Raw genomic sequence first — 15,907 nt, forward strand, 5'->3', positions numbered from 1 at the left:
GTGCCGCGGGGCACGCCGCCCACCGGGTGGCGCCGGATCAGGCCAGCAGGTCGGACTGGAGCGTGACGACCTGCCGGAACGCGGGCGGCTGGACGCCCCGGGCGTTGGTCATCGTGATGACGCCGACGATGTCGCCGGCGCTCAGGTAGGCCAGGTACCCGGTGGTCCGGCCCTCCCCGGCCAGCGTCGTGCTCTCGCGGGTGGCGAGGTCGACGCCGGAGACGCTGTCCCAGCCGATGACGGAGGCGGGCCGCAGACCCGGCAGGTCCTTCGGCTCGCCGTCGCCGCGCAGGTCGGCGAAGACGTCCCAGGCCTCGACGGAGGAGCCGAAGCGGAGCAGCCGGATCTGGGTGCGAGTGCCGTCCGAGGCCGTCCACTCCCGGACGGTGGCGGCGCGGCAGACGTCGCGCAGCAGCAGGGCCCGCAGCTTCACCGGCTCCTTCTGCTCGGCGGCCATCGCGTCACAGGCGACCCAGTCCGCCGGGGCCGTGCCGGCGGCCGGGGTCGGGGCGGCCGACCCGCCAGTGGCCGCCGGGGCGCTCGCGGGGGCGCCGTCGGGCACGGCGGGCGACGACGCGGCCGGGCTCGCGGTCGGTGCCGCGGTCGATGCCGCGGTGAGGGTCGCGGTCGGGGTCGCGGTCGGGGTCGGGAAGACCGCCGGGACCGACGAACCGCCGGCTTCCTTCGGGGCGGGCAGGAGCAGGTACCGCAGGTCGGCGGCGTGCCGGCTCTTGCTCCCACCGGGCGCCGCCTGGCCGGACGGCAGCGGCGGCAGGACCAGCGCGGGGAAGGTGTACCGGCCGTCGCCCCGGGTGGCCAGACCCGGGATGTCGGTGCGCTCGGGCGCGGTGACGGCCAGCGCGGCGCCGGTACCGGCCAGCACGCAGACCAGGGCGGCCGCGCCCCAGCGCAGCGCCGCGTTGCGCCGGCGGGTGCGGCGGGCCGCGAGCTCCTCGGGGCTCGGCGGCGGGAGCGACGGCAGGGTCCCGGCCCCGGGGGCGACGGCCCAGGGGTCGGCCCCCGGGGCCGCCTCGGCGGGCGGGTTGGCCGGAGCGGCGGGGGGCGCGAACGGTGCGGGAGGCGCCGGCGGCGCGCCGGCCCCGGCAGGGGCCGCGCTGTCGTGCGGGGTGGCGTGGTCGGTCATGCGGACGCTCCCGGGCTGGCGAGGCGGTCGAGCTGCTGGCTGAAGAGGGTGACGATCTTGTCCTTGGGCAGCGGTGCCGCACCCTCGGCGCTCATGATCACCAGGAGGTCGCCCTCGGCGGCCGAGCACTCCAGGTAGTCGATCGGCGCGGACGGCGGAGCGGGCATCAGGTAGCAGTGCGCCTCGGGGTGCCCGGGGATCCCGGGGCCGATCCGGAAGAGCCCGGTGTCACCGGTGAAGACGGCCGTGTACTCGTTGGCCTTCTGCACCTCCTGCTGGTTGAACTGGCGCAGCCTCAGACCGATCACCAGGTCGTCCGTACCGGTCTTGTAGGTGCGCACCCCGGTGGCCTTGACGTGCAGGCCCTCCCAGTACTGGCGGAGCTTGTCCCGCTTCTCCTTGGGGATCTGCTGGAGGTCACTGTCCATCTCGGCGGAGAGCTGGTCCGCCGACAGCTCGACGTCGTTGCCGTAGCCGCCGTCGTCCGGGCCGAGCGCATAGCCGGCCGGGACGGGCAGCAGCAGGTCCCGCAGCGAACCGAAGTGGTTGCCGTTGGCCTTGGCACCGAAGGGGGTGGGCGTGGCGGTCGGAGCGGGCGCCGCCGCCGTCGGTGCGGCGGCGGCGCTGGCGGGCGCGGGGTCGTCGTACCGGGTCTCGATGACGCCGACGCCGATGACCACGCCGACCAGCGCGGCCGCCACGGTCGCGCCGGTGGCCCGGAGAAGCCGGCGACCGGTGGGCGCGGGCGTCCGCTCGACCGGTCCGACCGGTCCGAACGGCTCGAACGGCCCGACGGGGACCGGCGCGGGGTCCGCGGCCTCGGTCACGGTCACGGTGCTGTCGCTCATACCAGCCGCTCCCACTGCTGCTTGGCGATGTCCTTCACGACATCGGGGTTCACCGGACGCGTGCCGAAGGCCTCGACCTTCATCACCAGCGTGCCGCGTTGCGCCAGCGCGGTGCCCAGGTAGTACTGCTCGGTGGACTCCGCCCAGTGCGAGGGCTCGCTGTCGACGTGGAAGCCGCCGTTGGCGTCGTCCGCGAACGGCTGGAGCCGGTAGGCGGCGGCGGCGTACTTCGCCGAGGCGGCGTGGTCGGGGCCGTACTGGATCAGCGAGACCCGGACCTTCAGGTCGTCCTTCTTCCAGTCCACCTCGACGGCGCGGCGGAACTCCGCGACGTTCAGCGCGCGGAAGGCCTCCGCCGACCGGCCGGTGTGCTCGGCGAGCTCGCCGATGGTGATCCAGCTGGGCGTGTCGGGGAAGTCCGCCCAGGCCGTGCTGCCGGCCGGCGCCGTCACCAGCAGCTTCCGCAGGTCGCCGTCGACGGCCGGCGGCCTGGGCGCCGCCGCGGCGACGGCCGCCGGGTCCACCACCTCGGCCGGGTAGGACGGCCGGGCGACCTGGATCGGCGGCAACGGGGTCGGCGGACGGTTCGCCTGCACGGCGTAGCCGACGGCGCCGCCGAGCAGGGTGCCCAGCAGCAGTCCGCAGGTCAGCAGCAGCACCGGCCGGGGCCGGCGCGGGCGGTGTGGCGGCAGGACGGCGGCGGTGGGCGCGAACCCGTCGGCGAAGACCGTGGCGGGCAGCGCGACGGGGGCGTCGGGCGCGGGTCCGTCGGCGGGGGCGACCGGTTCGGCGGGCGGCGCGACGGGCGGCGCGACGGGGGCGGCCGGTTCGGCGGGCGCCTCGGGCGCGGGGCCGTCGGCGGGCGACGGCTCCACGGGACGGGTGGTCACGGAGTGGCTCCAGGAGGGGGAAAGGTGGCGTCGGGCGTGGGCGGCGGAGCGGTTCAGCCGCCGGAGGAGAGCCGCTCGCGCTGGCGCTTCATCAGCTCGCTCAGCAGCGCCTTGTCCGGGGTCCCCTTCACCTCGACGTCGAGCGTGTACTGGACGTCGCCCTGGCTGGAGATGCCGGTCATCGAGCCGGTGTACGCCTGCTGCTTGGGCTTGCGGACGTAGCCGTGGGCGGCGGGATCGCCGTCGATCGCGATCGGGTCCAGCTTCATCGTGTAGCCCTGGACGAACTCGCTCGCCATCGCGGTCGAACCGAAGCGCATCAGGGTGACCGTCACCTCGGCCTTGCCGTCCGCCGTGCGGTACGTCCGGGCGGCGGCCTCCTTGTACCCGTAGGAGCCCAGGATGCGCATGATGCCGTCCTGGTTGTCGAAGAGGTCGGCCACCTCGTCGTCGGTCAGCTTCATCCCGTCCGGCGGCCCGTAGGACTCGCCGGCGTCGGGGATCGGGAGCAGGAAGTACCGCAGGTCGCCTTCGTGCCGGCCCCCGCTGACGGTGCCCTTGAGGGTGCTCACCGGCCGGGGGACGGGTGCGACGGTGGTCGGCGCGGCGGTGGTCGGCACCGCCGTGGGCGAGGCCGACGCGGTGGTGCTCGCACTCGCGCCGGCGGTCGCGGTCGGCGCGGCCTTGGCCGGGGCGGCCACGACGGCCGGCCGGTCGTCGGGCTTCCCGACGGCCACGGTGACGGCGGCGCTGGTCGCCGTCACGGCGAGCAGCCCGGCGGTGGCCAGGGCCACGCCGACGGCGCGCGGCAGCTTCCGCCCGGAGGCGGCCACCGGCGCGGCGGCCACGGGATCAGCGGCGGGTACGGCTGCGGGTACGGCCGCAGGATCGGCTGCGGCTTCGGCCGCGGGAGCGGCAGGGGTTTCGGACGACGCACCGTTCGCCGGTTCGGCGGCGGACGGCACGTTTTCGGGCGCGGACAAGGAGCTCCCCCGGGGAATGTGGAATGTCGCGCACGGGCCCCTCGCGGGCCACCCCCCGTGGCTCTCCAGGCCGACCGTCACGCGTCTCACCAGGAATTATGAGAGTCGCCCGGGAGGTGTGCCAACAAAATCAATCACCGCACTCCCACCCAATGATCAATCAATCGGACATCCCGTGACCGAACCGCAATCGGCACCCGGAAACCGCGTCGGCCCGCCCGGTGGGAGACCACCGGGCGGGCCGATCGGCGGGGCGGATCAGGAGTGGGCGCGCTCGGTCACCTCGACGACCTTGCCGGCGGAGTCGATCGCGACCTTGTAGTCCCCGGCGGAGCACGGGTAGAAGCCCTTGGTGCTGGTGGGATCGGTGAGGCACTCACCGATGTGCTTCACCAGATCGGCGACGTTGACGTCCTTGGACGGCGCCAGGACCGAGTTCAGGTGGCCCTTGGCGGCGGGCGCGAACGGCGCGCTCTTCTCGGCACCGACCGGCTCGAAGACCACGTCGTTGACCCCGCACGCCGTCTTGGTGTCCTTGTAGACCAGCGTGGCCGTGGTGGTCCCCTTGACCGGGTAGACCCACTTCTGCCCGGCGGGCAGCGGCGCGGCGTCGCAGAACCCCTCCGGCTCGTCACTCGCACCGGCCGACGGCTTGGCGCTCTTGCCGCCCGTCGGCGCGGCACCCGTCGGCGCGGCGGCGGGCGAGGTGGCGGGCGAGGTGGCCGCCGGGCCGCCGCCCGCCTGGTCCGACGCGTTGTCGGGCCCGCAGGCCGTGAGCCCCAGCGCGGCGACCGCGACCAGGCCGACGCCGCATACTCTCCGGAAAATGGGCATGCCGAAAGAACCCCCGTTTGACGCATGATCAGATTGTGAGGCGTGCGGCGGAAAGACTAGCCCCTCCCACGGACTACTCCGGGGAGCGGGTCGAGGGAGGTGCCGCCGCCTCGCCGGCGGGCCTCACACCGCGATGAGCCGGACGCGGTCGCCGCAGAGCTTCGCCAGGTCGTCGACGTCAGAGGTGAGCACGGCCACCGGCCCCGGCTGACGCAGCGCCATCTCGGCCACGGTCGCGTCGATCGCGTACTTGTGCCCGTGCAGCCCGGCGTTCCTCAGCAGTTTCACCGAAGCCCGCGCGGCCTGATCCGTGACCGCCTCGACCCGGACCCGGGAGAGCGTCCAGTTGAGCCGGGCTTCGTTGACCCGTGCGTGCGCGACTTCCACGATGGTGTTCGCGCCGACCACGAAGTCGGCGCCCATGGCGTGGAACACCTGGATCATCGCGAGCACACCCCGGTCCTGCGTGATCCACGCCGACAGCCCCTGGGAATCCAGCACGACCGTTTCGAAGCGCTCGGTCACGCGGCGCTCGCCGAACCCGCGGCTCCCCCGGAAGCGAGGATCCTGGCCTGCGCCTCGGCCAACTCCTCGTCGGTGAAGCGACCGTGGTCCTCCTGGTAACGGCGCAGGTCGTCCGCGAGCAGCTGGTGCCTGATCTGGCGCGCGACCGCCTCCGCGACATAGCCGGAGACGTTGTCGGTGAGCTTCTTCAGCTCGGCCACCTGCTCCGTCGGGAGGGTGACGGTGATGCGCGTGGTTGCTGACATACGGGAAGCATACTGCGGTATGCGCTTTGGTGGGACCCCGCCGGCCCTCCGGGTGCCCGTTCCCACCGGAAGGGCGCCGCCGTGGCTCGCTCGATCCTTCGCGCACAGGTGTGCGCGTAGGGTCGCCCGTATGCGACTGAGCACGGTGATCCTCCCCATCCACCGGTGGAGCGAGGGGCAGAAGATCTGGCGGCGGGCCGAGGACCTCGGGTTCCATGCCGCCTACACCTACGACCACCTGTCCTGGCGGTCGTTCCGGGACGAGCCGTGGTTCGGGGCGGTGCCGACGCTGACGGCGGCCGCGACGGCGACCGAACGCCTGCGGCTGGGCACGCTGGTGACCTCGCCCAACTTCCGGCACCCGGTCACGCTGGCGAAGGAGATCGTGTCGCTGGACGACGTGTCCGGCGGGCGCCTCACGCTCGGGATCGGGGCCGGCGGGACGGGGTTCGACGCGACGGCGATGGGCCAGGAGGCGTGGTCGCCGAAGGAGCGGGCGGACCGGTTCGGGGAGTTCCTGCCGCTGCTGGACGAGCTGCTGCGCGAGGACGCCACGACCCGCGAGGGCACGTACTACTCCGCCGTCGAGGCGCGGAACATCCCCGGCTGCGTGCAGCGGCCGCGGGTGCCGTTCTACGTCGCCGCGACCGGACCGCGCGGGCTGCGGCTGGCGGCGGAGCACGGGCAGGGCTGGGTGACGTACGGGGACCCGAAGGGACCGGCGGACGTGCCGGTGGCGCAGGCGCCCGCCGTGATCGCCGCGCAGATCGCGAAGCTGACCGCCGCCTGCGAGGCGCGCGGCCGGGACGCGGCGGAGCTGGAGAAGGTGCTGCTCCAGGGCTCGACGGCGGAGCGGCCGCTCGCCTCGCTGGACGCGTTCGTGGACTGGGCGGGCACCTACCGGGAGCTGGGGATCACCGAGCTGGTGATCCACTGGCCGGTGCCGGGCTCGATCTTCGAGAACGACCCGGCCGTCTTCGAGAAGATCGCCACCGAGGGCCTCGCCCAGCTGGGGTGAACCGGAGCCGGCCACCGCGGGTGCGGTGGCCGGCCGGCGGCCGTCACGGGTGCGGGCGGGTGCGCTGGGTGGGGACGTGCGGGGTCGCGTCCGGGGCGGTGCGGCGGGCCAGCTCGGCGAGGGTGTCGAAGATGAAGTCGCCGATCAGGACCGGGTCGCGCGTCTCGCGCGGGGCGTCCGGCGGGGTGGTCGGTGGGCGCTCGTCTCGGGCGTGGCGAGTTCGCATGGCTCTTCCTGCCGACGGGGTGGCCGGGATCAGTCATGCCCGGGAAGAGGAAGCAGGACACCCGGCACGGTGCGGGAACGGCCGGAAAGAACGGCTCGGGGGCCGAAATACGGTGCGGCGGCGGGCGCTGACGCCGATCCGATACCGGCCGGGGGTATTGTCTCGCCCGTGACGGCGGGCGAACGGCGCAGGAGGGGACGCGGTCGGGCGGCGGCCCGGCCGCTGCTGCTCTGCGCGCTGCTCGCCGGACTCTTCCTGATGCACGGCTCGCCCACGGCGCCGGGCGGCTGCCACCGGCCCGCGGCCGTCGCGGTCGCGGGCTCGGCGGGCCACCGCGCAGCGGTCGCCCACCACGCCGCCCCCGCGGACGCCCCGAGGCTGGACGGGCGGCGGGCGCCGGACGCGGCTCCGCAGGCCGTCCCCTGCGTGTCGGCCCGGGACCGGGAGGGCGCCGGCCTCCCGGCGGCCGCCCCGCTCGCGGCCGGGGCCGCGGCCGTGCTCCCCGCCGTCCGGATGCCCTCGGCCCCGCGGGAGCGGCGGACCACCGGGCCGCGGGCACCGCCCGACGCCGGACGCCGGCTGCTGCTCCGGGTGTGCGTCGCACGGACGTGACCGGGCCCGCGCCGGAGACCCCGTGCAGGGGCTCCGGGCGCGCCGCGTCCTGCTCGCACCCACCGGAAGAGAACCGACCAGATGTCCCTCAGCACCCGTACCCGTACCCGTACCCGCGCCCTGGCGCTCACCGCCGGCGCCGCCGTCCTCGCCCTCGCCCTGACCGCCTGCGGCTCCGCCGCGACGGGCGGCACGGGCGGCACGGACCGCGCCGACGGCATGACCGGCGGCCACGGCATGGCCGGGATGGACCACGGCGCCGCGAGCGCCACGGCCACCACGGCCGCCCCCGGCACCCCCGCCGCCGGGGCCCCCGCCGCCGAGCGCAACGGCTACCGCCTCACCTCGGCCGTCGACACGCTCCCGGCCGGGGCTCCGGCCGAGTACCGGTTCACCGTGACCGGCCCGGACGGGGCCCCGGTCACCGCGTACGAGACCGACCAGACCAAGCGGATGCACTTCTACGCGATCCGCTCCGACCTGACCGGGTTCCAGCACCTGCACCCCGAGATGGCCGCCGACGGCACCTGGACCGCCCCGCTGGCCGCGCCCGCCGCCGGCACCTGGCGGGTCTACGCCTCGTTCGTCCCGGACAGCGGCGCCGGAAAGGGCGCCGGCCTGGTGCTCAGCCGGACGGTGGACGTCCCGGGCGAGGGTGCGGCGGCCGCCGCACCGCTGCCCGCCGCCACCGGCAGCACGACCGTGGACGGGTACACCGTCACCCTCGAGGGCGCCCCGGCGGCCGGGCGGGCGGGCGAGCTGAAGGTCACCGTCGCCAGGGACGGCAGGCCGGTCACCGACCTCCAGCCGTACCTGGAGACCTTCGCCCACCTGACCGCCTTCCACGCCGGCGACCAGGCCTTCGCGCACCTGCACCCGCAGGCGCGGGCCGAGGCGGGCAGCACCGGCGGCCCGACGCTGTCCTTCCACGCCGAACTGCCGACCGGCGGGGACTGGCGGCTCTTCCTCCAGTTCATGACCGGCGGCACGCTGCACACCGCCGCGCTGACCCTGCGGGTCGGCTAGCGGGCCGAGCCGTCAGGAGGTCGCCGTCGCGGCGGTGACCTCCCGACGGCGGTAGGCGAAGATGGAGCGGTGACCACTCCCCGCACCGCACCCCGCCTGATCGCCACCGACCTGGACGGCACGCTGCTGTGCGCCGGCGGCACCGTCTCCGAGCGGACCGCCGCCGCGCTGGCCGCCGCCGAGGCGGCCGGGGTCCAGGTGGTCTTCGTGACCGGTCGGCCGCCGCGCTGGATGCAGCAGGTCAGCAGCCACATCGGCGGCCACGGCGTGGCGATCTGCTCCAACGGCGGCGCGGTGGTCGACGTGCGGCGCGGCGAGCTGCTGGAGTCGTTCCCGCTCGGCGCGGAGGCCGCGCTGGCGGTGGTGGCGGCGCTGCGGGCGAAGCTGCCCGGTACCGCCTTCGCCTTCGAGTACCCGGCCGGGTTCGCCCGCGAGCCCGGCTACGAGGTGCGGATGTGGGGCCAGGACGAGAACCACCCGATCGGCCCGGCCGAGGAGCTGCTCGGCACCGGGGGGCCGGTCACGGGCCTGTTCAAGCTGCTGGCGAAGCACCCGGACCTCGACCCCGACAAGCTGCTCTCGGTGGCCCGCGAGGCGGCCGGGCACCTCGCCGAGATCACCCGGTCCGCGCCGATCCCGCTGCTGGAGATCAGCGCGCCCGGCGTCACCAAGGCGAGCACGCTGGCCCGCTGGTGCGCCGGGCGCGGGATCGACCGGAGCGAGGTGGTGGCCTTCGGCGACATGCCGAACGACCTGGAGATGCTGGCCTGGGCCGGTACCGCGTACGCCGTGGCCAACGCGCACCCGCAGGTGCTGGCGGCGGTGCCGCTGCACACGGTGAGCAATGAGCTGGACGGCGTCGCGGCGGTGCTGGAGCGGCTGCTCGGCCACTGAGCCGAAACACGAAGGCGCCGCGAAGGGCCGCGAGGAAGCCGCAGACCGCCGAGCGGGCCGGGAACGCGAGGAGGCCGGGCCGGACCGGCATTCCGCCGCTCCGGCCCGGCCGGGCCCGGCCGGGCGGTCCGGCTACCCGAAGCGGCCGTTGACGTAGTCCGCGGTCCGCTGGTCCCGCGGATCGGTGAACAGCTGCTCGGTCGGTCCGGCCTCGACGATCCGCCCCGGGGTGTCGTGGGTGGCCAGGAAGAACGCGCAGGACTGCGAAACGCGCTGCGCCTGCTGCATGTTGTGGGTCACGATCACGACGGTGAGCCGCCCCCGCAGCTCCGCGATGGTCTCCTCCACCCGGCGGGTCGAGGTGGGGTCGAGCGCCGAGCACGGCTCGTCCATCAGCAGGATGTCCGGCGAGACGGCCAACGACCGGGCGATGCACAGGCGTTGCTGCTGCCCACCGGAGAGCGCGCCGCCCGGGGTGTGCAGCCGGGTGGCGACCTCGTCCCAGAGGCCGGCCCGGCGCAGGCTGCTCTCCACCAGGTGCTCGCGCTCCTCCTTGGACACCTTGATGCCGGCCAGCTTCAGCCCGCTGGAGACGTTGTCCTGAATGGACATCGCCGGGAACGGGTTGGGCCGCTGAAACACCATCCCGATCCGCCGCCGGACCTCGGCGGGCCGCCGGCCGGGCCGGTACACGTCGTCGCCGTCCAGCAGCACCTCCCCGGCGAGCTGCGCGCCGCGGACCATCTCGTGCATCCGGTTGAGGATCCGCAGGTAGGTGGACTTGCCGCAGCCGGAGGGGCCGATCAGCGCGGTGACCTCCCCGGCGGGCATGCCGAGCGAGACCCGCTCCAGCACCTTGTGCGAGCCGAACCAGGCGGAGACGTCCCTGGTCTCCAGGCCGGCCAGCGGGGCGCCGGCGGCGTCCGCCGGGTGGACCGGCGGCAGGGTCAGCGTGGTCTCGCTCGCGGAGCCGCCCCGGTCGTGCGGGGCGAACGGGTCGAGCGGGGGTACGTCGGTCATCGGTGCATCCGTCATCGGTACGGTCCTCCGGGCGCGCTTCAGTAGAGGTTGGGCAGCAGGGCGGCGGCGTTCTCGTAGACGGCCCAGAGGATCGCGGCGATCACCGGCGCGATGCTGAGCCAGGCGGCCGAGCGGCGCCAGATCCGGGCCAGCAGGATCGCGGCGACCACCGCGCCCAGCAGCCCGAGCGACCACAGCTGCAGCGTGGCCAGCGCGCCCTTGTCGGCGGCCAGCGCCTTGTCGTACGGCACGGTGGCGGGGCGCCCGCCGGGGTTGACCTCCGGGTCGCCGTCCAGCCGGGCGCCGATCATCACCGTCGAGCCGGGGATCCAGTCGGAGTCCCCGGTGACCAGCACCAGCCGGTTGCGGACCGGGTCGCTGATCGGGTGGTCGCCGTCCCCGTAGACGTTGACGGTGTAGGTGAACCTGCCCTGCCCGGTGGTCGCCTCGATCCGGTCGCCGACCCGGAGCCTGGACAGCTCGGCGAACGGCGCGCCGAAGGTCGCCCCGCGGCCGAACACCACCGCGACCCCGGTCTGCCCGGGCAGCGCGGTGTCCCGGCGGTGGCCGGGCCCGCGCATCAGGTCCCGGCCGGTGGTGCCCTCCACCACGACGGCCCCGTGCAGACCGATCGCCGGGATGTCGAGCAGCGCGACCGGGTCCCCGTCGGCGGCGCCGCCGGTCGGCGCGACCGCCTTGGCCAGCTGGTCCCGGAAGGTCTTGTACGCGGTCGACTGGTAGTGCCGCTGCTGGAGGTGCGAGAGCGTGAAGAGGTAGCCGACGAACCCCATCGTGAGCGCCGCCAGCAGGCTGACCGCCCAGGCCCCCTGGAGGAACCGCCGCCGGGCCGGCCGGGCGGCGCCGGGGCCCGCCCCGGCCGCCTCCGGGTCCGGGGCGGGCGTCGCGGCGGCCGGCGCGGCCGGGGTGCCGGTGGCGGGGGGCGCCGGCTTCTCCAGCGCCGGGGCGGTCACGACCGGCCGCCGGCGGAGGTGCGGCGCCGCATCAGACGGCGGCCGAGCAGCGGCGGGACGAGCACGACGGCGAGCAGTTCGAGCGCGGTCAGGGTGGACAGCATCCAGTCGTCCGGCCGTCCGTCGACGGCGACCACGTTGGCCGTGACCTCGCCGGCGGTGGCGGCGCGGCCGCGCGCGACCACCTGGCCGGTCTGCGGGTCGACGACGTCCTCGGCCGCGGCCTGGTCGCCCTCGGTGCCGGTGCCCGCGGCCGGGTCGACCGCGCCGGGCTGGTCGGCCGTGCCGCCGGTGCCGCCCCCGGCGGTCCCCCCGGCCCCCGCCGCGCTCCCGGTGCCCCCGGTGCCGGACGATCCGCTGCCGGTGCCGCTCGCCGAGGGGGTCTTCCCCGCCCCGCCGCTCGCGCTGCCGCCCGTCCCGCCGGTGGCGGAGCCGGCGCCCCCGGTGGCGGAGCCGCCGGTGCCGGAGCCCGAGCCGGACCCGGACTTGACCGCCTGGCCGCCCTGCACGGTGCAGTCCAGCGGGGCGCCCTTGGCGTCGCACGGGCTGGGCTGCGGGGCGTTGTCCAGCACGGTCAGCCGGCCGGCCGAGTTGAAGGTCGGGTTGGCGCAGTTGGCGAGGGTGTTGGCGTCGACCGGGCTGGCGTTGCCGGGGATGTGCTGGGTCTGCAGCAGCCCGCCGCGGACCAGGTTGCGCGGGATCGGGGAGTAGCCGAGGCCGTCCGCCTCGCCCTGGCCCTCGCAGAGCACGTAGGCGAGGAAGCGGCTGAGGGCGCTGCCCTTGTCGTTGGTGAAGCGCGGCGGCGGCGGGAGCGCCGCCCCGGCCCGCGGCACGATGAGGTAGCTGTAGCTGGAGAGCGGGTACGACCTCGGGTCGTTCATCGAGTAGACGCCGTCGAGGTTCTGCTGGAGGTAGTCCGGGTCGTCGGCGGCGGTGCTGTCGTCCACGCCGCGGATCTTGGCGGCGGTGAGCGCGACGGCGACGTTGGAGGCGGTCGGCAGGGTGTAGTAGCCGGCCGGGTTGAGCACCTTCACGACGGGCCAGTTGCTGCGCTTGGCGAAGGCGTACTCGTCGTAGCCGATGGTGCCGAGGCCGGACGGGGCCTTGATGTAGCCGGCCACGACGTCGGAGCCGTTCTGCGCGGTCATCCGGCCCGACGGCGGGAAGAACTCGGTGTAGTCACCGCAGCTGACGCCGTTGACGCCCTTGCAGTACTCCTCCCACTGCGCGCCGTGGGTGTGGCTCATCCAGCGGGTGAACTGGGCGGTCGCGCCGGAGCCGTCGGAGCGGACCACCGGGGTGATCGGGAGGCTCGGCAGGGCCTTGCCGTAGTCCGCGGTGATCTTCGGGTCGTTCCAGTTGGTGATCTTGTTGGTGAAGATGTCGACCACGGTCTGCGGGGAGAGCCGCAGGTCGCGGACCTGCTTGCCCGCGACGACCAGGTTGTACATGAAGGTCGTCCCACCGGCGGTGATCGGCACGTAAGAGAAGCCGTACCGGGGGTTCTCGGCCTTGCCGGAGCCGCCGGCCTGGCCGGCCTGGCCGAGGCCGGTGTCGGTCTGCGAGCGGAACGGCACGTCGGAGGCGGTGAAGTCGTCCTGGCCGATGCTCCACTGGTTGCGGCCGGCCGCCGAACCGATCGGGTTGAAGTTGATCTGGATGCCCTGCGGAGCGACGTCCTGGCGCCACTGGTCGATGGCCGGGCCGGCCCAGCTGGAGCCGTCGGCGTTGAGCGCGGTGGCCGCGAAGGCGGGGGTGCTCTGCCCCAGCAGGAGGGAGCCCGCGGCGAGGATCAGGGACAGCAGCACGGCGAACGTGCGTGCCACGGGGCGGCTTGCGGCCTCCCACGACATGGGAACTCCTCTGGTACTGAAGGCGTTTGGGCGGGACATCAGTGCTCCCCGAGGGCGGTGGCCACGTCGGCGGGCCGGGCGGCGGTACGGGCGGTGGCCGCGGTCGAGGGCCGGGCGGATCCCCGGTGGCCGCCCCGGGCGGAGGCCTCGGCGACGGCGGCGGCGCGGTCGATCCGGCGCTTCTGGCGGCGCGTCAGCTGACCCGGCTTGCGGCCGCCGACGACGCGGGCGGTGACGAACAGGACGAGCACCACGATCATCAGGGTCAGCGCGGCGGCGAAGGCGCGCGCGATCATGTCGGGATAGGGCTGCTTGACGTAGTTCCAGATGTACAGCGGCAGCGAGACCTGGTGCTCGCTGAACGGATTGCCGTTGAACTGCGAGGTGAACCCCGAGGTCAGCAGCACCGGGGAGGTCTCGCCGACGCCGCGCGCCATGCCGAGCACCACGGCCGTCACCAGTCCGGGCCGGGCGGTCGGCAGCACCACGTTCCAGACCGTGCGCCACTGGCTGCCGCCGAGTGCGTACGAGGCCTCCCGCAGCGTGCCGGGCACCAGCCGGATGACCACCTCGGCGGCCCTGGTGACGATCGGCATCATCATCACGGTGAGGGCCAGCGAGGCCGCGAAGCCGCTCTTCTCGAAGCCGAAGGTGATGATCACGACGCCGAGGATGAACAGGCCCGCGACGATCGACGGCAGCGCGGTCATCGCCTCGACCAGGGTCCGCACCGGCCGGGCCATCCGGCCGCCGACCTCGGACATGAAGACCGCCGCCGCGATGCCCAGCGGGACCGCGAACAGCGTGGCCAGGCCGAGCTGTTCGAGCGAGCCGACCAGCGCGTTGAGCGCGCCGCCCGAGGTGATCGGGGAGAGCGGGGCGGTGTGGTCCATCGACTCGGTGAAGAAGTTGAGGTGCCGGGCCGCGTCGTAGCCGCGCACCAGCACGTAGCCGATCTGGTCGGCGATCAGGCCGACGACCAGCAGGCCGGAGCTCCAGGCGACGACCGAGACCAGCCGGTCCCGGACCATCAGCGGGTTCCACTGGAGGCGGCCGATGGCGAAGTAGCCCACCAGGAACAGGGCGTACCAGCAGAGCAGGAAGCCCTGCGCACCGCTGAACGGCAGGATCCGCTCGTAGAGCATCCAGTCCAGGGCGAGCGAGCCGACCAGCGCACCGACCAGGGTCAGCACGTCCTCGCGGGTGAAGCCGCCGAGCCGGACCCGCTTCTCGGGGCGCGGCGCGGCGGCGGCCGCGGGTGGGTCGGCCGGCGCGGCCACGGTGGCCGGCGGCAGGTCGAGGGTGGTCATCGGGCGGTCCCTTCACGGCGGAGCGGCAGCGGGCGGCGCGGCGACGGGCGGCCCGGCAACGGGCGGCGCGGCAAGGGGCCGCGCGGCAACGGGCGGCGGGTGGCGGGGTGGGCCATGGTCAGTCCGCCGTCGAAGCGCCGGAGCGAGACCGGTTGATCACGAACCCGGCGCCCAGGTTGACCAGCAGGGTGAGCGCGAAGAGCACCAGGCCGGCCGCCATCAGCGCGGAGAGCGAGAGCTCGTCCGACTCGCCGAAGCGCAGCGCGATCAGCGCCGAGATGGAGTTGGCGCCGTTCTCCAGGATGTGGCTGATGGCCTTGAAGTTCGGCGAGATGATGAGCGCGACGGCGATCGTCTCGCCCATCGCCCGGCCGAAGCCCAGCATCACCGCGCCGATCACACCGCCGCGGCCGAACGGCAGCACCACCGCGCGGACCATCCCCCACCGGGTCGAGCCCAGCGCGTACGCGCCCTCCCGCTCGCCCTGCGGGGCCTGCGAGAACACCTCCCGGCTGAGCGAGGCGACGATCGGGATGATCATCAGCGAGACGACCACCCCGGCGATGAAGGTGGAGGAGGTGTAGGACGTCCCGATGTCGCCGGTGCGCACCTTGAGGAAGGGGATCGCGTCGCCCAGGTGGTTGGTCAGCCAGCGGACGAAGCCGATGATGCGCGGCTGGAGGAAGAACAGCCCCCAGAGGCCGTAGACGATGCTGGGGATCGCGGCCATCAGGTCGATGAGCGAGACCAGCGTCGCCCGCAGCCGGGTCGGCGCGTACTCGGAGATGAAGATCGCCGTGGTCAGCGCCACCGGCACGGCGATCACCAGGGCGATCACCGCGATCAGCAGGCCGTTCGGCAGGACGGCGGCGATCCCGAAGTTGTGGGCCTGGGTCTGCCACTTCTGCTCGGTGAGGAAGGACCAGCCCACCTCGCCCAGCGCGTTCGCGCCGCGCAGGATCAGGAAGAACGCGATCAGTCCCATGATCGCGAAGACGGAGAGGCCCGCCACCCGCAGCGCTCCCCGGAACACCCGATCTCCGGGCGTGGCGGGGGCGGTGATGACGCGGGGGACATCGGGTTCTGGTGGACGTGGAGCCCCGGCGTACGGTGCCGCGGGCTCGGCGGCGGCTGTCATGGTCTGCTCTCCGGCGCGCTCGGTACGGAAGTACTCGGTACAGGGGAGGCCCCGGGCCGTGGCGCCCGGGGCGGAGGACTCGGCGGGGCCGTGACGGCGGCCCCCCCGAGCCGGTGCGTCCGCTGGATCAGGGCCGGCGGCGCACCCGCGCCCAGGTCCGGCCCACGGCGGAGACGGCGCGCTCGCCGGCGGGCGTGCCGCCGAGGAAGAGCGCGGCGGGGCCGCCGATCAGCAGCACCAGGCCCGCGACCACCGCGATCGGCAGCAGCAGCCGGGCGGTGCCGGCGCGGTCGGCCGCCGGGGAGCCGGCGGCGACCGGAGCGGCCGCGAGCGGGCCCGCCGAAGCGCCCGGCGTGGCGGTGGCCTTGGC

The 15,907-nt window shown here is 74.7% G+C and carries 17 protein-coding genes and 1 pseudogene; 4 read left to right on the forward strand and 14 right to left on the reverse strand.

What is annotated here, in order from left to right; genetic code table 11:
- Positions 1-37 precede the first annotated feature (37 nt).
- The 7 genes from ACFWA9_RS32925 to ACFWA9_RS32955 all read right to left on the reverse strand — a co-directional run bounded on the left by ACFWA9_RS32925 (position 38) and on the right by ACFWA9_RS32955 (position 5,469).
- Positions 38-1,144, reverse strand: coding sequence for a hypothetical protein (locus ACFWA9_RS32925; RefSeq protein ID WP_380392153.1), 1,107 nt, complete (start codon positions 1,142-1,144; stop codon positions 38-40).
- On the reverse strand, positions 1,141-1,992 hold the full coding sequence (locus tag ACFWA9_RS32930) for a hypothetical protein (protein WP_380392156.1): 852 nt from the start codon (positions 1,990-1,992) through the stop codon (positions 1,141-1,143). Before ACFWA9_RS32930 ends, ACFWA9_RS32925 begins: the two co-directional genes overlap by 4 nt.
- A complete protein-coding gene (locus ACFWA9_RS32935; RefSeq protein ID WP_380392159.1) occupies positions 1,989-2,882 on the reverse strand; it encodes a hypothetical protein in 894 nt (297 codons plus the stop codon). Before ACFWA9_RS32935 ends, ACFWA9_RS32930 begins: the two co-directional genes overlap by 4 nt.
- 53 nt (positions 2,883-2,935) lie before the next feature.
- Complete coding sequence (locus tag ACFWA9_RS32940; protein WP_329488924.1) at positions 2,936-3,730, reverse strand: hypothetical protein; 795 nt, start codon at positions 3,728-3,730, stop codon at positions 2,936-2,938.
- A gap of 393 nt (positions 3,731-4,123) precedes the next feature.
- Entirely contained in the window at positions 4,124-4,699 is a 576-nt protein-coding gene (locus tag ACFWA9_RS32945) for a hypothetical protein (protein ID WP_380392162.1), read from the reverse strand.
- A 123-nt stretch (positions 4,700-4,822) separates the two neighbouring features.
- Positions 4,823-5,224 carry a DNA-binding protein gene (locus ACFWA9_RS32950; protein WP_380392165.1) on the reverse strand — a complete coding sequence of 134 codons (402 nt, stop codon included), beginning with the start codon at positions 5,222-5,224 and terminating at the stop codon, positions 4,823-4,825.
- A complete protein-coding gene (locus ACFWA9_RS32955; protein WP_380392167.1) occupies positions 5,221-5,469 on the reverse strand; it encodes a hypothetical protein in 249 nt (82 codons plus the stop codon). The genes ACFWA9_RS32950 and ACFWA9_RS32955 overlap by 4 nt, the downstream gene beginning before the upstream one ends.
- 130 nt (positions 5,470-5,599) lie before the next feature.
- Here ACFWA9_RS32955 and ACFWA9_RS32960 point away from each other — a divergent pair, with 130 nt between their 5' ends.
- The gene (locus tag ACFWA9_RS32960; RefSeq protein ID WP_380392169.1) at positions 5,600-6,487 is read left to right on the forward strand and encodes an LLM class flavin-dependent oxidoreductase; all 888 of its coding nucleotides are present in this window, start codon (positions 5,600-5,602) and stop codon (positions 6,485-6,487) included.
- Positions 6,488-6,530: 43 nt separating this feature from the next.
- Here the strand turns inward: ACFWA9_RS32960 and ACFWA9_RS32965 are convergent, their stop codons facing one another.
- Positions 6,531-6,713 carry a hypothetical protein gene (locus tag ACFWA9_RS32965; protein WP_380392172.1) on the reverse strand — a complete coding sequence of 61 codons (183 nt, stop codon included), beginning with the start codon at positions 6,711-6,713 and terminating at the stop codon, positions 6,531-6,533.
- A gap of 168 nt (positions 6,714-6,881) precedes the next feature.
- On the opposite strand from ACFWA9_RS32965, the gene ACFWA9_RS32970 reads away from it, so the two are divergent.
- The 3 genes from ACFWA9_RS32970 (at position 6,882) to ACFWA9_RS32980 (ending at position 9,245) form a co-directional block, all read left to right on the forward strand.
- Positions 6,882-7,325, forward strand: coding sequence for a hypothetical protein (locus tag ACFWA9_RS32970; RefSeq protein WP_380392175.1), 444 nt, complete (start codon positions 6,882-6,884; stop codon positions 7,323-7,325).
- A gap of 81 nt (positions 7,326-7,406) precedes the next feature.
- Complete coding sequence (locus ACFWA9_RS32975; protein WP_380392178.1) at positions 7,407-8,351, forward strand: hypothetical protein; 945 nt, start codon at positions 7,407-7,409, stop codon at positions 8,349-8,351.
- A gap of 69 nt (positions 8,352-8,420) precedes the next feature.
- A complete protein-coding gene (locus ACFWA9_RS32980) occupies positions 8,421-9,245 on the forward strand; it encodes an HAD family hydrolase (protein WP_380392181.1) in 825 nt (274 codons plus the stop codon).
- A 132-nt stretch (positions 9,246-9,377) separates the two neighbouring features.
- Here the strand turns inward: ACFWA9_RS32980 and ACFWA9_RS32985 are convergent, their stop codons facing one another.
- The 6 genes and pseudogenes from ACFWA9_RS32985 to ACFWA9_RS33010 form a co-directional block, all read right to left on the reverse strand.
- Positions 9,378-10,265: a phosphate ABC transporter ATP-binding protein gene (locus tag ACFWA9_RS32985; protein ID WP_352295175.1), complete on the reverse strand. Its 888-nt coding sequence runs from the start codon at positions 10,263-10,265 to the stop codon at positions 9,378-9,380.
- A 38-nt stretch (positions 10,266-10,303) separates the two neighbouring features.
- The gene (locus ACFWA9_RS32990) at positions 10,304-11,236 is read right to left on the reverse strand and encodes a class E sortase (protein WP_380392184.1); all 933 of its coding nucleotides are present in this window, start codon (positions 11,234-11,236) and stop codon (positions 10,304-10,306) included.
- On the reverse strand, positions 11,233-13,062 hold the full coding sequence (locus tag ACFWA9_RS32995; RefSeq protein WP_380392187.1) for a substrate-binding domain-containing protein: 1,830 nt from the start codon (positions 13,060-13,062) through the stop codon (positions 11,233-11,235). The genes ACFWA9_RS32990 and ACFWA9_RS32995 overlap by 4 nt, the downstream gene beginning before the upstream one ends.
- 65 nt (positions 13,063-13,127) lie before the next feature.
- Positions 13,128-14,399 (reverse strand): phosphate ABC transporter permease PstA, encoded by a 1,272-nt coding sequence (gene pstA / locus ACFWA9_RS33000; protein ID WP_352295181.1) that lies wholly within the window; start codon positions 14,397-14,399, stop codon positions 13,128-13,130.
- A 118-nt stretch (positions 14,400-14,517) separates the two neighbouring features.
- Entirely contained in the window at positions 14,518-15,432 is a 915-nt protein-coding gene (pstC, locus tag ACFWA9_RS33005) for a phosphate ABC transporter permease subunit PstC (RefSeq protein WP_352295183.1), read from the reverse strand.
- Positions 15,433-15,664: 232 nt separating this feature from the next.
- Positions 15,665-15,907: pseudogene (locus ACFWA9_RS33010) on the reverse strand (hypothetical protein); the annotation flags it as partial.

Source organism: Kitasatospora sp. NPDC059973, assembly GCF_042737525.1.
Classification (GTDB): Bacteria; Actinomycetota; Actinomycetes; order Streptomycetales; family Streptomycetaceae; genus Kitasatospora.

Coding starts and splice junctions, on each gene's coding strand:
- ACFWA9_RS32985 (WP_352295175.1), bottom strand. CDS start 10,265: ATGACCGACGTACCCCCGCTCGACCCGTTCGCCCCGCACGACCGGGGC.
- ACFWA9_RS32930 (WP_380392156.1), bottom strand. CDS start 1,992: ATGAGCGACAGCACCGTGACCGTGACCGAGGCCGCGGACCCCGCGCCG.
- ACFWA9_RS32945 (WP_380392162.1), bottom strand. CDS start 4,699: ATGCCCATTTTCCGGAGAGTATGCGGCGTCGGCCTGGTCGCGGTCGCC.
- ACFWA9_RS32955 (WP_380392167.1), bottom strand. CDS start 5,469: ATGTCAGCAACCACGCGCATCACCGTCACCCTCCCGACGGAGCAGGTG.
- ACFWA9_RS32960 (WP_380392169.1), top strand. CDS start 5,600: ATGCGACTGAGCACGGTGATCCTCCCCATCCACCGGTGGAGCGAGGGG.
- ACFWA9_RS32965 (WP_380392172.1), bottom strand. CDS start 6,713: ATGCGAACTCGCCACGCCCGAGACGAGCGCCCACCGACCACCCCGCCG.
- ACFWA9_RS32975 (WP_380392178.1), top strand. CDS start 7,407: ATGTCCCTCAGCACCCGTACCCGTACCCGTACCCGCGCCCTGGCGCTC.
- pstA (WP_352295181.1), bottom strand. CDS start 14,399: ATGACCACCCTCGACCTGCCGCCGGCCACCGTGGCCGCGCCGGCCGAC.
- ACFWA9_RS32925 (WP_380392153.1), bottom strand. CDS start 1,144: ATGACCGACCACGCCACCCCGCACGACAGCGCGGCCCCTGCCGGGGCC.